Annotated in this window: 15 protein-coding genes; 12 read left to right on the forward strand and 3 right to left on the reverse strand. The window is 46.9% G+C overall.

Going from position 1 to position 16,806, the window contains the following annotated elements:
• Positions 1-161 precede the first annotated feature (161 nt).
• From araE to eno, 7 genes are all read left to right on the forward strand, one after another.
• On the forward strand, positions 162-1,556 hold the full coding sequence (gene araE / locus ICW23_RS09950) for an arabinose-proton symporter AraE (RefSeq protein ID WP_045925933.1): 1,395 nt from the start codon (positions 162-164) through the stop codon (positions 1,554-1,556).
• 264 nt (positions 1,557-1,820) lie between these two features.
• Positions 1,821-2,855 (forward strand): gapA transcriptional regulator CggR, encoded by a 1,035-nt coding sequence (gene cggR / locus ICW23_RS09955; RefSeq protein ID WP_016937886.1) that lies wholly within the window; start codon positions 1,821-1,823, stop codon positions 2,853-2,855.
• 33 nt (positions 2,856-2,888) lie between these two features.
• Entirely contained in the window at positions 2,889-3,896 is a 1,008-nt protein-coding gene (gene gap / locus ICW23_RS09960; RefSeq protein WP_016937887.1) for a type I glyceraldehyde-3-phosphate dehydrogenase, read from the forward strand.
• Between the two features lie 320 nt (positions 3,897-4,216).
• Positions 4,217-5,401, forward strand: a complete 1,185-nt coding sequence (locus tag ICW23_RS09965) for a phosphoglycerate kinase (protein WP_016937889.1) — start codon at positions 4,217-4,219, stop codon at positions 5,399-5,401.
• Positions 5,402-5,425: 24 nt separating this feature from the next.
• Positions 5,426-6,187 (forward strand): triose-phosphate isomerase, encoded by a 762-nt coding sequence (gene tpiA, locus ICW23_RS09970; RefSeq protein WP_016937890.1) that lies wholly within the window; start codon positions 5,426-5,428, stop codon positions 6,185-6,187.
• Positions 6,180-7,715 (forward strand): 2,3-bisphosphoglycerate-independent phosphoglycerate mutase, encoded by a 1,536-nt coding sequence (gene gpmI / locus ICW23_RS09975; protein WP_016937891.1) that lies wholly within the window; start codon positions 6,180-6,182, stop codon positions 7,713-7,715. The genes tpiA and gpmI overlap by 8 nt, the downstream gene beginning before the upstream one ends.
• A 28-nt stretch (positions 7,716-7,743) precedes the next feature.
• A complete protein-coding gene (gene eno / locus ICW23_RS09980) occupies positions 7,744-9,036 on the forward strand; it encodes a phosphopyruvate hydratase (RefSeq protein WP_007409956.1) in 1,293 nt (430 codons plus the stop codon).
• Positions 9,037-9,066: 30 nt separating this feature from the next.
• Here eno and ICW23_RS09985 read toward each other — a convergent pair whose 3' ends face one another.
• A complete protein-coding gene (locus tag ICW23_RS09985) occupies positions 9,067-9,528 on the reverse strand; it encodes a GNAT family N-acetyltransferase (RefSeq protein ID WP_047477191.1) in 462 nt (153 codons plus the stop codon).
• 132 nt (positions 9,529-9,660) lie between these two features.
• Between ICW23_RS09985 and ICW23_RS09990 the strand changes: the two genes are divergently transcribed.
• Complete coding sequence (locus tag ICW23_RS09990) at positions 9,661-11,439, forward strand: zinc ribbon domain-containing protein (protein ID WP_188154436.1); 1,779 nt, start codon at positions 9,661-9,663, stop codon at positions 11,437-11,439.
• Positions 11,440-11,479: 40 nt separating this feature from the next.
• Here ICW23_RS09990 and ICW23_RS09995 read toward each other — a convergent pair whose 3' ends face one another.
• Positions 11,480-12,175 (reverse strand): zinc ribbon domain-containing protein, encoded by a 696-nt coding sequence (locus ICW23_RS09995; RefSeq protein ID WP_188154437.1) that lies wholly within the window; start codon positions 12,173-12,175, stop codon positions 11,480-11,482.
• A gap of 412 nt (positions 12,176-12,587) precedes the next feature.
• Here ICW23_RS09995 and ICW23_RS10000 point away from each other — a divergent pair, with 412 nt between their 5' ends.
• Positions 12,588-13,220, forward strand: a complete 633-nt coding sequence (locus tag ICW23_RS10000) for an NAAT family transporter (RefSeq protein ID WP_014471043.1) — start codon at positions 12,588-12,590, stop codon at positions 13,218-13,220.
• A gap of 21 nt (positions 13,221-13,241) precedes the next feature.
• Here ICW23_RS10000 and ICW23_RS10005 read toward each other — a convergent pair whose 3' ends face one another.
• Entirely contained in the window at positions 13,242-13,799 is a 558-nt protein-coding gene (locus ICW23_RS10005) for a GbsR/MarR family transcriptional regulator (RefSeq protein WP_188154438.1), read from the reverse strand.
• Between the two features lie 260 nt (positions 13,800-14,059).
• Between ICW23_RS10005 and opuCA the strand changes: the two genes are divergently transcribed.
• Genes opuCA through opuCC form a run of 3 tightly spaced genes read left to right on the forward strand, consistent with a single transcriptional unit; the run spans position 14,060 to position 16,804 of the window.
• Entirely contained in the window at positions 14,060-15,199 is a 1,140-nt protein-coding gene (gene opuCA / locus ICW23_RS10010; protein ID WP_016937896.1) for an osmoprotectant ABC transporter ATP-binding protein OpuCA, read from the forward strand.
• 20 nt (positions 15,200-15,219) lie between these two features.
• Positions 15,220-15,873, forward strand: a complete 654-nt coding sequence (locus tag ICW23_RS10015) for an ABC transporter permease (protein ID WP_188154439.1) — start codon at positions 15,220-15,222, stop codon at positions 15,871-15,873.
• A gap of 37 nt (positions 15,874-15,910) precedes the next feature.
• Entirely contained in the window at positions 15,911-16,804 is an 894-nt protein-coding gene (opuCC, locus tag ICW23_RS10020) for an osmoprotectant ABC transporter substrate-binding lipoprotein OpuCC (RefSeq protein WP_045925939.1), read from the forward strand.
• Positions 16,805-16,806 lie beyond the last annotated feature (2 nt).

The raw sequence follows: 16,806 nt of genomic DNA on the forward strand, positions 1-16,806 counted from the left end.
CGTAAAAACAATTGACAGATTCTGAAAAACTGCTTATTCTTTATTTGTACGTACTAATTTTCCTTATTTTTAGATAAAATTCTTTATAAGTACGTACAAATGTAATAGTGCTCTGATTTGTAAGCGTTTTTATTCTATTATTCGCGGGAGGGTAAAAATTCATGAAGAATCACCCGGCACCAATTGGCTCAAATGTACCTGTCACTCGGGAGCATTCGAAGTGGTTTGTCATTCTCATCTCATGCGCGGCCGGACTGGGAGGGCTTTTGTACGGTTATGACACGGCGGTGATTTCCGGCGCCATCGGTTTTCTGAAAGACTTGTACCGTTTAAGTCCTTTTATGGAAGGGCTCGTGATTTCAAGCATTATGATCGGCGGTGTTTTCGGCGTCGGTATTTCCGGATTTTTGAGTGACCGTTTCGGACGGAGAAAGGTTCTGATGGCAGCGGCCCTTTTGTTTGCGGTGTCAGCGGTTGTCTCTGCGCTTTCTCAAAGTGTGTCTTCCTTAATTATCGCCAGAATCATCGGCGGTCTGGGAATCGGAATGGGCTCCTCGCTTTCTGTCACCTATATTACCGAAGCCGCTCCGCCGGCCATACGCGGCAGTCTGTCCTCACTGTATCAGCTGTTTACGATATTAGGCATCTCCGGCACTTATTTTATTAACCTCGCCGTCCAGCAGTCCGGCTCATATGAATGGGGGGTGCACACCGGCTGGCGGTGGATGCTCGCTTACGGCATGATTCCGTCTGTCATCTTTTTTATCGTGCTGCTTATCGTGCCGGAAAGTCCGCGCTGGCTTGCAAAAGCGGGGCGCAGGAATGAAGCTCTCGCCGTGCTGACGCGCATTAACGGCGAGCAGACCGCGAAAGAAGAAATCAAACAAATCGAAACGTCTTTACAATTAGAAAAAATGGGTTCATTGTCTCAGCTGTTTAAACCGGGGCTGAGAAAAGCGCTTGTGATCGGGATTCTGCTGGCTTTGTTCAATCAGGTCATCGGCATGAACGCGATTACGTATTACGGGCCGGAAATCTTCAAAATGATGGGCTTCGGGCAGAATGCGGGGTTTGTCACGACATGCATCGTCGGTGTCGTCGAAGTGATTTTCACCATTATTGCGGTTCTTTTAGTCGATAAAGTTGGCCGGAAAAAGCTGATGGGGGTCGGATCAGCCTTTATGGCGCTGTTCATGATCTTAATCGGGGCATCCTTTTATTTTCAGCTGGCAAGCGGTCCGGCTTTAGTCGTCATTATATTAGGATTCGTCGCCGCTTTCTGCGTTTCAGTCGGGCCGATTACGTGGATCATGATTTCAGAAATCTTTCCGAACCACCTCCGCGCACGCGCCGCCGGTATTGCGACGATATTCCTGTGGGGGGCGAACTGGGCGATCGGCCAATTCGTGCCGATGATGATCAGCGGGCTGGGTCTCGCGTACACTTTCTGGATATTCGCCGTCATTAATATTCTCTGTTTCTTGTTTGTCGTGACGATCTGCCCTGAGACGAAAAATAAATCATTAGAGGAAATAGAAAAACTCTGGATAAAATGAAAGCGCTTTACGACAAAAGTCCGCTCCGGCGGGCTTTTGTCTGTCACTTTCAGTCCGTTTCTGTATATAATGACTGTATCAAGGAGATACTGGTAAATCCTGCGAAGAATGTCGAGGAATTGACCTTTAACAGTTGAATTAACAAAGTCATCCTGTTAAAATAATTAAAGAAAGCAGACATAATTTTTTTTGGCTATGATGGGACGTTTTTTGTCATAGCGGGACATTTTCTGTCCAGTATGAATAGGAAGGAACGTTTGAGTCATGAACCAGTTAATCCAAGCTCAAAAAAAATTATTGCCTGATCTTTTGCTTGTCATGCAGAAAAGATTTGAAATCTTGCAGTATATCAGGCTTACCGAACCGATCGGCCGCAGAAGTCTCGCAGCCAGTCTCGGATTGACCGAGCGCGTTCTCAGAAGCGAGGTTCAGTTTTTGAAAGAACAGAATCTCATTGATATTAAAACAAACGGCATGACAATGACGGAAGAAGGCTATTCACTGCTTTCGATTCTGGAAGATACGATGAAGGATGTTTTAGGATTGACGCTTTTGGAAAAGACATTAAAAGAGCGGCTTAATCTGAAAGATGCCATTATCGTCTCCGGAGACAGCGACCAATCTCCTTGGGTCAAAAAAGAATTAGGGAGAGCGGCCGTTGCGTGTATGAAAAAGAGATTTTCAGGCAAAAATATCGTCGCTGTAACCGGCGGTACGACAATTGAAGCTGTCGCCGATATGATGACGCCGGATTCTAAAAACCGCGAGCTTTTGTTTGTGCCTGCAAGAGGCGGTTTAGGCGAAGACGTGAAAAACCAGGCGAACACCATATGCGCGCATATGGCGGAAAAGGCTTCAGGCACTTACCGGCTTTTGTTTGTTCCCGGACAGCTGTCACAAGGCGCCTATTCATCTATTATTGAAGAACCTTCCGTAAAAGAGGTGCTTCAGACGATTAAATCAGCGAGTATGCTCATTCACGGAATCGGCGAAGCTAGAACAATGGCGGAGCGAAGAAACACACCTTTGGAAGATTTGAAGAAAATAGATGACAATCATGCGGTGACAGAAGCATTCGGCTACTACTTTAATGCGGACGGAGAAGTCGTTCACAAGGTGCATTCAGTCGGAATGCAGCTCGATGACCTCGATGCCATCCCCGACATTATCGCGGTAGCGGGCGGATCATCAAAAGCAGAAGCAATCGAAGCTTATTTTAAAAAGCAGCGAAACACGGTTCTCGTCACGGACGAAGGAGCCGCAAAGAAGTTATTAAGGGATAACAGTCCCTCAATATAAATATCTCTCACTTATTAAAAGGAGGAAATAATCATGGCAGTAAAAGTCGGTATTAACGGTTTTGGTCGTATTGGACGTAACGTATTCCGCGCAGCATTAAACAATCCTGAAGTTGAGGTAGTGGCGGTTAACGATTTAACAGACGCTAACATGCTTGCTCATCTTTTACAATATGATTCCGTACACGGAAAATTAGACGCAGAAGTTAAAGTTGACGGCAGCAACCTTGTTGTTAACGGCAAAACAATCGAAGTTTCTGCTGAGCGCGATCCTGCGAAACTCAGCTGGGGCAAACAAGGCGTTGAAATCGTAGTTGAATCTACTGGTTTCTTCACAAAACGCGCAGACGCTGCGAAACATTTAGAAGCCGGCGCGAAAAAAGTCATCATCTCTGCACCTGCTAACGAAGAAGATATCACAATCGTTATGGGTGTTAACGAAGATAAATACGATGCAGCTAACCACGATGTTATCTCTAACGCATCTTGCACAACAAACTGCCTTGCGCCGTTTGCAAAAGTACTTAACGACAAATTCGGCATCAAACGCGGTATGATGACAACTGTTCACTCTTACACAAATGATCAGCAAATCCTTGATCTTCCGCACAAAGACTACCGTCGTGCGCGTGCAGCAGCTGAAAACATCATCCCAACATCAACTGGTGCTGCTAAAGCAGTTTCTCTAGTTCTTCCTGAACTAAAAGGCAAACTGAACGGCGGAGCTATGCGTGTGCCGACTCCAAACGTTTCTCTTGTTGACTTAGTTGCTGAACTTAACAAAGACGTAACGGTTGAAGACGTAAACGCAGCTCTTAAAGAAGCGGCTGAAGGCGATCTTAAAGGAATCCTTGGCTACAGCGAAGAGCCATTAGTATCCGGAGACTACAACGGCAATGCTAACTCTTCTACAATCGATGCTCTTTCTACAATGGTTATGGAAGGCAGCATGGTAAAAGTAATCTCTTGGTACGATAACGAAAGCGGCTACTCTAACCGCGTTGTTGACCTTGCAGCTTACATCGCAAAACAAGGTCTTTAATTCATAGCTCCCGGAAAGGACCGGACTTGGTTCTTTCGGACAGAAACGCTATAATGAAAGCGGACAAGGGAAGGGGACGGACTCCCTTTCCCTTTTTCCATGAGAACCGGCTTTCAGAAAGCGCCGGATTGCTGCAGAACGTCCGCGTTTTGCAGTTTCAGCGGCACTTTCGTTTTCTGGCCGCCTGCCCTGGCTCAGAAGACGATCTGCCCCGTGCCCGGAAGCTGCAATCTGCCCCGCGGCGGAAGCATCATAAGGCGGTTTCACGTTTCACGTTTTTCGTGCTATGCAAACCATTTTGAAGGAGGATCTCCTAAGGCATGAATAAAAAAACAGTAAAAGACATCGACGTAAAAGGCAAAGTCGTATTCTGCCGCGTTGACTTTAACGTTCCAATGAAAGACGGGGAAGTAACAGACGATACTCGTATCCGTGCTGCGCTTCCGACAATCAAACATCTTGCAGACCAAGGCGCGAAAGTCCTTCTTGCGAGCCACTTAGGCCGCCCGAAAGGCGAAGTGGTTGAGGAGCTTCGTTTAACTCCTGTCGCTGCACGCTTAGGCGAACTGCTTGGCAAAGAAGTGAAAAAAGCAGATGAAGCTTACGGTGATGCTGTAAAAGCACAAATTTCTGATATGAAGGACGGAGACGTTCTTGTATTGGAAAACGTACGTTTCTACCCTGGCGAAGAGAAAAATGATCCTGAGCTTGCTAAAGCATTTGCTGAGCTTGCGGATGTATATGTCAATGACGCATTCGGTGCTGCCCACCGTGCTCACGCATCTACAGCCGGAATTGCCGAGCATCTGCCGGCGGTTGCAGGATTCCTGATGGAAAAAGAGCTTGACGTTCTCGGCAAAGCCGTGACAAATCCTGAGCGCCCGTTTACGGCAATCATCGGCGGAGCGAAAGTAAAAGACAAAATCGGCGTCATCGAAAGTCTGCTTGATAAAGTGGACAACTTGATCATCGGCGGAGGTCTTGCTTACACATTCGTTAAAGCGCTTGGCTATGAAGTCGGTAAATCTCTTCTTGAAGAAGATAAAATCGAGCTTGCAAAATCATTCATGGACCGCGCGAAAGAAAAAGGCGTTAAATTCTATATGCCGGAAGACGTTCTCGTTGCTGATGATTTCTCTAACGATGCAAACGTTCAAATCGTGCCGATCTCTGAGATTCCAAGTGATTTAGAAGCTATCGACATTGGTACGAAAACACGCGAAACGTATGCTGACGTCATCAAAAACAGCAAACTTGTCGTGTGGAACGGACCGATGGGTGTATTCGAAATCGACTTGTTCGCTCAAGGCACAAAAGCGGTTGCAGAAGCATTGGCAGAGGCGAATGATACATACTCTGTCATCGGCGGAGGAGACTCTGCGGCAGCCGTTGAAAAATTCGGCCTTGCTGACAAAATGAGCCACATCTCAACAGGCGGCGGCGCATCCCTTGAATTCATGGAAGGCAAAGAGCTTCCAGGGGTAGCTGCACTGAACGATAAATAAAACTGCTATAAGGAAGTGGAACAGATGAGAAAACCAATTATAGCCGGTAACTGGAAAATGAACAAAACACTCGGCGAGGCTGTCAGCTTCGTTGAAGAAGTGAAATCTTCCATTCCAGCAGCAGACAAAGCGGAAGCCGTTGTTTGCGCACCAGCACTTTTCTTAGAAAAGCTGACTTCTGCTGTTAAAGGAACTGACTTAAAAGTCGGCGCCCAAAACATGCATTTTGAAGAAAACGGTGCGTTCACAGGCGAAATCAGCCCGGTTGCTCTGAAAGACCTCGGCGTGGAATACTGCGTCATCGGCCACTCTGAGCGCCGTGAAATGTTCGCTGAAACAGATGAAACAGTTAACAAAAAAGCGCATGCCGCTTTCAAACACGGCATTGTGCCGATCATTTGCGTAGGTGAAACGCTTGAAGAGCGCGAAGCCGGAAAAACAAATGATCTTGTTGCCGATCAAGTGAAAAAAGGTCTTGCGGGTCTTTCTGAAGAGCAAGTTGCTGCTTCCGTTATTGCGTACGAGCCAATCTGGGCAATCGGAACAGGCAAATCTTCTACAGCGAAAGATGCTAACGACGTCTGCGCGCATATCCGTAAAGTCGTTGCTGAAAGCTTCAGCCAGGAAACTGCTGACAAGCTCCGCATTCAATACGGCGGCAGCGTAAAACCTGCAAATATTAAAGAATATATGGCAGAGTCCGATATTGACGGTGCTTTGGTCGGCGGCGCAAGCCTTGAACCGCAGTCATTCGTTCAATTATTGGAGGAAGGTCAATATGAGTAAAAAACCAGCTGCACTCATCATTCTTGATGGGTTCGGATTACGCAATGAAACAGTCGGAAATGCAGTCGCACAAGCGAAAAAACCGAATTTCGACCGTTATTGGAACCAATACCCTCATCAGACGCTGACGGCATCAGGCGAAGCAGTCGGACTGCCTGAAGGACAGATGGGGAACTCTGAAGTCGGACATTTGAATATCGGCGCAGGACGTATTGTGTACCAAAGCTTAACACGCGTGAACGTTGCCATCCGCGAAGGCGAATTCGAACGCAATCAAACGTTCCTTGACGCCATCAAAAACGCGAAAGACAACGACAAAGCGCTGCACCTGTTCGGCCTTCTTTCTGACGGGGGCGTACACAGTCACATCAATCATTTATTCGCGCTGCTGAAGCTTGCGAAAAGTGAAGGGCTGACGAAGGTGTATATCCACGGTTTCCTCGACGGCCGCGATGTAGGTCCGCAAACTGCGAAAACTTACATTCAGCAGCTGAATGAGCAGATCGAAGAAATCGGTGTCGGTGAAATCGCCAGCATTTCCGGACGCTACTACTCCATGGACCGCGACAAACGCTGGGACCGTGTAGAAAAAGCGTACCGCGCAATGGCTTACGGCGAAGGCCCGTCTTACCGCAGCGCGATGGATGTAGTTGACGATTCTTATGCGAACGGCATTCATGATGAATTCGTCATTCCGTCCGTTATCACAAAAGAAAACGGTGAACCCGTTGCGAAAATTCATGACGGCGATTCTGTGATTTTCTATAATTTCAGACCTGACCGCGCCATCCAGATTTCGAACACGTTTACCAACAAAGATTTCCGCGATTTCGACCGCGGTGAACATCATCCGAAAAACCTGTATTTCGTCTGCCTGACTCACTTCAGTGAATCTGTTGACGGATATGTGGCTTTTAAACCGGTAAACCTTGACAATACGGTTGGTGAAGTATTAGCACAGCACGGGTTAAAACAGCTTCGCATTGCAGAAACTGAAAAGTATCCGCACGTTACGTTCTTTATGAGCGGCGGCCGCGAAGAAGAATTCCCGGGCGAAGAGCGCATCCTTATCAACTCGCCGAAGGTTGCGACATATGACCTGAAGCCTGAAATGAGTGCGTATGAAGTGAAGGATGCTCTTGTAAAAGAAATCGCGGCTGACAAGCATGACGCGATCATCCTGAACTTTGCAAACCCTGACATGGTCGGCCACTCCGGAATGGTCGAACCGACGATTAAAGCAATTGAAGCAGTGGACGAGTGCTTAGGCGAAGTGGTTGACGCCATCATCGCTAAAGGCGGGCATGCCATCATTACCGCTGATCACGGTAATGCAGATATTCTGATTACAGAATCAGGCGAACCGCACACTGCCCATACGACAAATCCAGTCCCTGTCATTGTGACGAAAGAAGGCGTGACGCTGCGCGAAGGCGGAATCCTAGGCGACCTCGCACCAACGTTATTAGACCTTCTCGGTGTTGAAAAACCGAAAGAAATGACCGGAACATCTTTAATTCAAAAATAATTTGAAATCAAAAGGAGAGACAAAACTCATGCCATACATTGTTGATGTTTATGCACGCGAAGTCCTTGACTCCCGCGGCAACCCGACAGTTGAAGTAGAAGTATATACAGAAACAGGAGCTTTCGGCCGCGCATTAGTGCCAAGCGGAGCTTCTACAGGCGAATACGAAGCGGTTGAGCTTCGTGACGGCGACAAAGACCGTTACCTTGGAAAAGGCGTGTTAACTGCTGTTAACAACGTAAACGAAATCATTTCTCCAGAGCTTCTCGGCTTTGACGTAACAGAACAAAACGCAATCGATCAGCTTTTAATCGAGCTTGATGGAACTGAAAACAAAGGCAAACTCGGTGCGAACGCTATCCTTGGCGTATCTATGGCTTGTGCGCGCGCAGCTGCTGATTTCTTACAGATCCCTCTTTATCAGTACCTTGGAGGCTTCAACTCAAAAACGCTTCCTGTACCGATGATGAACATCGTAAACGGCGGAGAGCATGCTGACAACAACGTAGACATTCAAGAATTCATGATTATGCCTGTAGGCGCGCCTAACTTCCGTGAAGCGCTTCGCATGGGCGCTCAAATCTTCCACAGCCTGAAATCAGTTCTTTCTGCTAAAGGCATGAACACAGCTGTAGGTGACGAAGGCGGATTCGCTCCGAACCTTGGTTCTAACGAAGAAGCGCTTCAAACAATCGTTGAAGCAATCGAAAAAGCCGGCTTCAAACCTGGCGAAGAAGTGAAACTTGCTATGGATGCTGCATCTTCTGAGTTCTACAACAAAGAAGACGGCAAATACCATCTGTCTGGCGAAGGCGTTGTGAAAACATCTGCTGAAATGGTTGACTGGTACGAAGAAATGGTTTCTAAATACCCAATCATCTCTATCGAAGACGGACTTGACGAAAACGACTGGGAAGGCCACAAACTTCTTACAGAGCGTCTTGGCAAAAAAGTTCAGCTTGTCGGTGACGACCTTTTCGTTACAAACACGAAAAAGCTTGCTGAAGGTATTAAAAACGGCGTAGGCAACTCTATCCTGATCAAAGTAAACCAAATCGGTACATTGACTGAAACATTCGATGCGATCGAAATGGCGAAACGCGCAGGCTACACTGCTGTTATCTCTCACCGTTCTGGTGAAACTGAAGACAGCACAATCGCTGACATCGCTGTGGCAACGAACGCAGGACAAATCAAAACAGGTGCTCCGTCCCGTACGGACCGTGTTGCGAAATACAACCAGCTTCTTCGCATCGAAGATCAGTTGGCTGAAACTGCTCAATACCACGGTATCAACTCTTTCTATAACTTGAATAAGTAATCGAAAAAACCTCCCCAAGGGGAGGTTTTTTTATATGTCTGCATAAAGCCTTACCATATCGCGGCACTGTATCCCGTTTTCGAAAATCTCATCTTCATAATGCCTGATGAAAAAATCATGGTCGATGGCTTGGAGTCTGAAGCCGCATTTTTGGTAAAGGGCAAGCTGGCCTATACTGGAGTTGCCCGTTCCGATTTCAATAGTCGCCGCTCCCATTTGTTTTGCCTTATTCACGGCCTCTTCTAAGAGCTTTCTGCCGATGCCTTTGTTCTGCATTGATTCGTTTACCGCAATATTGACGATTTCCACCGTTTTTGGTCTTGTTTTTAAAAGGACGAAGACCCCTGCAAGCTCGTCTGACGTCCAAGCCGTATAGCATTCGCCTCTGGCAAGATAATCATCGACAATTTCCCTCGACGGATCGGCCAGCAGCAATAGTTCATACAGCGCTTCATCCCGCTCTGCCGCTTTTCGGATGCTCAGTTTTTGCATGTCCGTTTCTCCTCCTTCATTGTGATCGGCAGCTATTTTTTCAAAATAACTCCAAAATCATTCTACTTTATTATAAAATATGAAACATAGGAAAAGTTATACAAGTTTTGCAGATTGAATAGGAGGAAAGTCATGTTTTTTTGTAAATATTGCGGCCGACAGAATAATGAAGAGGCGCATTTCTGTAAAGAATGCGGAAAGCCGATCGGGAAAGGAAGCCGGCTGGGGCGGCAGGCGGCTGAATCCGCATCACAGCCGAGAAAGCCGATCCCTAAAAAAACGCTCTTCCTATGGGGAGGCATCGCTGCAGCGCTCATCTTATTGATTGCCGCATATAAAACCGGAGCCTGGCTGACATCTGAAAAAAGGCTCACGGATCAATTCGAACAGGCGGTTCATGACGGGGACACGAAAAAGCTCGCAGCCCTTCTCACCCCATCAGATAAAAAATTAAAGCTGAATGAGACCAATGTCAAACCGCTCCTTGCATACGCAAAGAAACACGGTGAACTGATGGAATCGCTTCGCGGCAATTCATCTGAAAAAGATGCGGTATACGTCAAAAAAGAGGGAAAAACCCTTCTATTGTTCGACCATTATGAACTGAAAGTCGATCCGGTTTATTTCCGCATCACAAGTAATTATAAAGGCGCCGATCTTTACATCAACAGCGAGAAAACCGGTACGGTCAAAAAAGCCGATGAAACCCAAACATTCGGCCCGTATGCACCGGGTGTCTATACGGCGGAAGCCAAGCTTCAAAATGACACGGTTGACGTTGGCAAAAAGCAAGAGGCGGAGGCAGCCGGCAGCCGGAATGTTGAGTTGGACCTGCCGTTAGACGCCGAGGATGTGACGTTCACTCCGGCAGACAGCTTCAAAAACGCGAAAGGCGATCTGCTGATAAACGGCAAGTCCGTCCATAAAGACCCTTTTAAGTCCGTTACATACGGCCCGCTCTTAACTGACGGCTCCATGACAGCCGCCGTGGAGGCTGATTTTCCTTGGGGGGAAACAAAAACTGCCGATGTTCCGATCAACGGCACTGATATGGAATTAACGCTAATTCCCGATCAAGATACACAAAAAACAATCATGGACACGATTGTCAAAACAACGAAGCAGTATACAAAAGCCATGGCAGACGGAAATACGGACCAGATGACAGAGGCTGGTTCAGCGTGGAAGGAGCAGACGAAAGAAGTGGTTTCCGGCATGAAGAGTTCCGGCACTTTTTTGAAGGATCAGTATAAAGAGACAAGCTTTGATCTGGACTCATTTGCGATTTCACAAGAGAACGGCCGCTGGCAAGTAACTGTTACGGGTAAAGAGCTTCATGAGTCTGCTTATTTCGACGAGAATACGAAGCCTGATATGGAAGAGGCTGAACCGAGCTTTCATTATATACTGTCATATGATCCAAAGCATAAAAAATGGGTTTTTGAAAAAGCTGATCCAGCCTCAGATTCTTCTGGGGCAAATGTGAAAAAAATAAAAAACGACCAGCCGAAAACCTACACATCCGCATGGGCGTCATCCAAAGGAAAGGCAGCTTCAGGCAGCCTCACGAATGAACAAGTCACATCGTTTATGGTTGATTACCTGACAAACCAATCAAGCGCCGTCAGCCTGAACAATTTCGCGATCATGGCGGGCAATTTGGAAGAGGGAAGCCCTTTGTATGCTGATCAGCAAAAATTGGTTAAAAAACTATACGGCGAGGGAACGACAGAAGTATTTAATGAAGTGAATGTAAAAAGCTTTTCGCAGAACGGCTCCCATCTGACGATTCATACGTATGAGGAGTTTTATATTACGAAAGCCGGCGGCAGTCCGAAGCTCAGAACATATCATTGGACGTATGGCGGCGTTGTGAAAGACGGAAGAATTTATTTAACATCCATTCAATAAAAAAATCCCCGCGCCAACCAGGCGGCGGGGGTTTTCATTTTTAAAAGAAAAAATAATTCATAAGTTCTTTTGTGTAATGCTTGATCGTGAATTGAAACGTGACGCAAATGATGAAATAGATGACGATAACAGCATAAGTGATATCCGCTTTAGCCGTGAGCTGATGCTGGTAGCTCGCCAGCATGAGCGGAGGCACGGCAAACGCCGCTCCTAATAGACCGACAGCCAGAATGGTAAAGCAAACGGTTGTGTGCATCAGCATAAAAATGAGTGCAAGAAGCAAAATAGCCGTAAACGGAATCAAAAACGCCCCGAATCTGGACAGCGAATCTTTAAATGACACCTGCGCGCCGCCGGCCTTCAATGCGATAAAAATCAAGAGATACAGGCAGAATACACATATCGCAAAGGTAAGCGCCGGTTTGATCACAACCGCGGTAAAACTGACGTCACGAAAGCCGTCTGATAAGAGAATATACATCATAATCGGCGTTATCAGACAGAAAAGCACCATGTTGATTATGCTGCTGACAAGCTGTTCACCGCCTGTCGTTTTGCATGTCTGATACGGTTTCTTTAAAACATTAAGCACGAATAAGGCAAATTGCTTTGAAGCCTGTTTAGCAGCAGCGCCGGCCTGCATTTGGCCTGAACCGGTCTGGTTGGGCTGGGGCGCACCGCACTTTTCACAAAACTTTCCGCCATCTGTATGATGGCCGCATTGAGGACAATACATTCTAAAACTCCTTTTACATGTAATATAGGGATTTTGTTCAATATTTACATTATAAAAGAAAATAGGACGGATGTAACGGAGATTTCTAAAGATATACTATTCACTTTCTCTATTATTTGATAATAGAGAAAAAGTACCCATTATGGTAGAATTTTTAACGAGAGTATTGATTCAGGGTGATAGAGGAAATTAACAGATGCTAAAAAAATTAAAAATGCTTTATCGGCTGTTGAAATTCGGAAAAGGCTTATGGAGATAGCAAACGGAAAAAACCGTCCTGTAAGGACGGTTTTTTCTGTTTCCGGATCGGCCGGCTGAGGTTACAAGAAGCAGGCACCGGGGTAAAAATCATGCATAAGAAACAGCGGAAAACAAAACATAAATCACAACGGCAAGTCATAAGGAGGTACGCATGTTTTCATTTATCATTCATGTCTTCATTTCCCTGTTTGCAGTGTCCAACCCCATCGGAAACGTGCCGATTTTTCTTTCACTGACAGAGGGCTACCCGGAGAAAGAACGGACGGCGATCGCACGCAAGGCGTCCGTGCTGTCGTTTATCATCTTGGCGGCATTTTTAATCTTCGGCCATCTGATCTTTAAACTGTTTGACATTAATATTCATGCCCTGCGTATCGCGGGCGGTATTTTTATTTTCGGCATCGCTTATAATCTTTTGAACGCGAAACAATCACATGTACAGTCCCTTCATCATGAAGAGAAAGGGGAAAGCAAGGAGAAAGCGGATATTTCCGTGACGCCTCTGTCGATTCCGATTATCGCCGGTCCCGGTACGATTGCGACGGTAATGAGTCTGTCGGCCGGCCACGGCGGCATCTTCCATTACATCAGCGTGCTGATCGGTATTGCGGCCGTCATCGCGATGACGTTCATCTTCTTTCACTATTCTTCTTTCATCAGCAACAAGCTCGGGAAAACCGAAATGAACGTGATTACCCGGCTGATGGGTTTGATTTTGGCGGTAGTGGCGATCGGCATGATCGGCGCCGGTCTGAAAGGCATGTTCCCGATATTGGTTTCCTGACTTAAAAAAAGCAGCGCCCGGTTATCTGCGGGCGCTGCTTTTTTCTATTTTCGGCACATGCTGAAACACTTCTTCACTCTCAAAAAATTCTATCAAACGGCTCAGCCAGTCATAATAATGGAGCCAGTCCGTCAGTTCGTCCAAAAGCTGACGGGCTTTTTCTTCAATTTCGGGACTGAGGTTTTCCGATTCCAGAAGCTCAGTCAGCTCACGGTTCAGCTTCTTATACAGCATTTTATTTTTGCTGACCGCCTTTGTCCAATTTGCCGTAAACAGGGAGATGAACGTCTGGTAATAATCACGCTCCACGTCGTAAAGGTCTTTCCGAACGCCTTTCTCAAACACTTTTTCAGCCAGATTGGCATCGGTCATCTCGCGGACCACCTGGCTCATCCTCGTTTTGCTCATGCCGGTCGCCTCTGACAGCTCATTTAACGTCATCGGCTTTCGGTTCATATAAATAATACCGAGCACACGCCCCAGTGTGGCCGGCATTCCGAATGTATGCATATTCTCGGCGATTCTCTCAATGAGATGCTCTTCAGCTTGACCGATGATATCAAGAGCGTTTTTTTCCACGGCTGATCATCCCTTCACTGGCTTTTCATGCTGACAATATATCATATTTTTTACAGTTGTTGAAAAAGATGATGCGGCAGGATATGCGAGCTATCCGGAGCGATTGTAAGAACGTCCCCGTTGTCAGCGGGATAACATCAAATAATACGTGTATTATATATAATTTCAACACGTTGTAAACTTTTTATTTTATAAACTTCATCTTATAATAAAGATTATACTTTTCAGAAAAATAACGGAATCCTTCGGAGGTGCACGGATTGCTGAGATTAGAAAATGTATCAAAAATCTATAAAGGCGGAAAAAAAGCCGTCAACAGCATTGATCTAAATATCGAAAAAGGCGAGTTTATTTGTTTTATCGGGCCGAGCGGCTGCGGAAAAACAACGACGATGAAAATGATTAACAGATTGATTGAGCCGTCATCAGGAAAGATTTTTATCGATGGCGAAAACATCATGGAGCAGGACCCCGTGGAGCTGAGACGGAAAATCGGCTACGTCATTCAGCAGATCGGACTTTTCCCCCACATGACCATTCAGCAGAACATTTCCCTCGTGCCGAAACTGCTGAAATGGCCGGAACAAAAGCGGAAGGAACGGGCGCGGGAGCTTTTGAAGCTCGTCGATATGGGCCCGGAATATTTAGACCGCTATCCTCATGAGCTGAGCGGCGGACAGCAGCAGAGAATCGGCGTGCTGCGCGCCCTGGCAGCGGAACCTCCCCTTATTCTCATGGATGAACCGTTCGGAGCGCTTGATCCGATTACACGTGATTCGCTTCAGGAAGAATTCAAAAAACTGCAAAGAACACTGAATAAAACGATTGTGTTTGTAACCCACGACATGGATGAAGCTATTAAGCTGGCTGACCGGATCGTCATTTTAAAAGCGGGAGAGATCGTTCAGGCCGGCACTCCTGATGACATCCTCCGAAATCCGGCTAATGAGTTTGTCGAAGAATTTATCGGCAAAGAACGGTTATTGCAATCAAGACCGGACATTGAACGCGTCGAGCAAATGATGAACAAAAAGCCTGTCACCGTTACGGCGGACAAAACGCTTTCGCAGGCGATACAGGTGATGCGGGAGCACCGTGTCGATTCCCTGCTTGTCGTTGATGACCTGAATGTGCTGCAAGGATATGTAGATGTCGAAATCATTGATCAGAACCGGAAAAAAGCAAGCCTCGTCGGCGACGTGCTCCGCTCTGATCTGTATACGGTCGAACAGGGGACGCTGCTCCGCGATACCGTACGCAAAATTTTAAAGCGCGGAATGAAATATGTACCCGTGGTTGATGAACAAAGGCATTTGGTCGGGATTGTCACGAGAGCGAGCCTTGTCGACATCGTTTACGATTCAATCTGGGGCGAGGAAGACCAGCTGGTGACAGGCTGACAAGGGGAGGAACGCTTACAATGAATGAAATGATCAAGTTTTTGCAGACGAACGGCGGAGAGCTTTTATATAAAACGTGGGAGCATTTATATATTTCAATCATCGCCGTCATATTAGGCATTCTCGTCGCCGTTCCGCTCGGAGTGGGGCTGACGAGAATGAAAAAGGGCGCAGGCGCTGTCATCGGCGCCGTCAACATTGTGCAGACCTTGCCGAGTCTCGCGATACTGGCATTCTTTATCCCGCTGTTAGGGGTGGGAAAGCTGCCGGCGATCGTCGCGCTGTTTTTCTATTCGGTGCTGCCGATTCTCCGGAACACGTACACCGGCATTCAAGGCGTAAATAAAAATCTGCTGGAATCGGGAAAAGGCATCGGGATGCCGGTCTGGGAGCAGATCAGGCTTGTGGAACTGCCGCTTGCGGTTCCGGTGATCATGGCGGGCATTCGCACATCCACCATTTATCTGATCGGCTGGGCGACGCTTGCTTCTTTTATCGGGGGCGGCGGGCTCGGAGACTATATTTTTATCGGCCTGAACCTCTATCAGCCTGAATATATTATCGGCGGCGCCGTGCCCGTCACCATTTTAGCCATTATCATCGATTATCTGCTGGCGGCGACGGAACGGAAGGTGACGCCGAAAGGGCTGAAAGGACTGAAGGAAGTATCATAAGGAGTTGGCTGTTTTGAAAAGAAACCTAAAGAGATGGATGTGCGCGCTGGCGCTGTCGGCTGCTCTGCTTGTAGGCGGCTGTTCCCTTCCCGGGCTGAGCGGGGCTTCCGATGATACGATTAAAATCGGGGCGCAAAGCATGACGGAATCAGAAATTATCGCCAATATGCTCGCACAGATGATTGAGCACAATACAGATTTGAATACGGCATTAATTAAAAACCTCGGATCAAACTATGTCCAGCAGCAGGCGATGCTCGGCGGTGAAATCGATATCGCCGCGACGCGCTACTCAGGAACTGACTTAACGAGCACCCTCGGCATGGAAGCGGAAAAAGATCCGAAAAAAGCATTATCCATCGTGCAGAAAGAATTTGAGAAACGCTTCCATTACAAATGGTTTGATTCCTACGGGTTTGAGAACACATACGCTTTTACCGTCACGAAAGAGCTTGCGGAAAAAGACCATTTAGACAAAGTATCAGATATTAAGAAGTATGCGGATCAATTTAAGCTCGGTGTAGATAATGCGTGGCTGAAACGAAAAGGCGACGGCTATAAGGGCTTCACCGACACATACGGCTATGAATTCGGCACAACCTATCCGATGCAGATCGGACTTGTATACGATGCCGTGAAAAACGGGAAAATGGATGCCGTTCTCGCTTATTCAACGGACGGACGGATCAAAGCATACGATCTGAAAATTTTAAAAGACGACAAGCAGTTTTTCCCGCCGTATGACTGTTCCCCGGTCATCCCCGACAGCGTGCTGAAACAGCATCCGGAACTGAAAGGCATTGTGAATAAACTGATCGGCAAAATTGATACGGAAACGATGCAGGAATTGAATTACGAGGTGGACGGCAAGCTGAAAGAACCGTCCGTCGTCGCTAAAGAATTTTTGGAGAAACATCATTATTTTGAATAAGA

Origin of the sequence: Bacillus sp. 1021, assembly GCF_014534735.1 — a bacterium.
Classification (GTDB): domain Bacteria; phylum Bacillota; class Bacilli; order Bacillales; family Bacillaceae; genus Bacillus; species Bacillus siamensis.

Bases quoted from the DNA above. Each gene is read 5' to 3' on its own strand.
- araE (WP_045925933.1), top strand. From the start codon at position 162: ATGAAGAATCACCCGGCACCAATTGGCTCAAATGTACCTGTCACTCGG.
- opuCC (WP_045925939.1), top strand. From the start codon at position 15,911: ATGTGCGCGCTGGCGCTGTCGGCTGCTCTGCTTGTAGGCGGCTGTTCC.
- gpmI (WP_016937891.1), top strand. From the start codon at position 6,180: ATGAGTAAAAAACCAGCTGCACTCATCATTCTTGATGGGTTCGGATTA.
- ICW23_RS09965 (WP_016937889.1), top strand. From the start codon at position 4,217: ATGAATAAAAAAACAGTAAAAGACATCGACGTAAAAGGCAAAGTCGTA.
- ICW23_RS10015 (WP_188154439.1), top strand. From the start codon at position 15,220: ATGAATGAAATGATCAAGTTTTTGCAGACGAACGGCGGAGAGCTTTTA.
- gap (WP_016937887.1), top strand. From the start codon at position 2,889: ATGGCAGTAAAAGTCGGTATTAACGGTTTTGGTCGTATTGGACGTAAC.
- ICW23_RS10000 (WP_014471043.1), top strand. From the start codon at position 12,588: ATGTTTTCATTTATCATTCATGTCTTCATTTCCCTGTTTGCAGTGTCC.
- cggR (WP_016937886.1), top strand. From the start codon at position 1,821: ATGAACCAGTTAATCCAAGCTCAAAAAAAATTATTGCCTGATCTTTTG.
- eno (WP_007409956.1), top strand. From the start codon at position 7,744: ATGCCATACATTGTTGATGTTTATGCACGCGAAGTCCTTGACTCCCGC.
- ICW23_RS09985 (WP_047477191.1), bottom strand. From the start codon at position 9,528: ATGCAAAAACTGAGCATCCGAAAAGCGGCAGAGCGGGATGAAGCGCTG.
- ICW23_RS09995 (WP_188154437.1), bottom strand. From the start codon at position 12,175: ATGTATTGTCCTCAATGCGGCCATCATACAGATGGCGGAAAGTTTTGT.
- ICW23_RS09990 (WP_188154436.1), top strand. From the start codon at position 9,661: ATGTTTTTTTGTAAATATTGCGGCCGACAGAATAATGAAGAGGCGCAT.
- tpiA (WP_016937890.1), top strand. From the start codon at position 5,426: ATGAGAAAACCAATTATAGCCGGTAACTGGAAAATGAACAAAACACTC.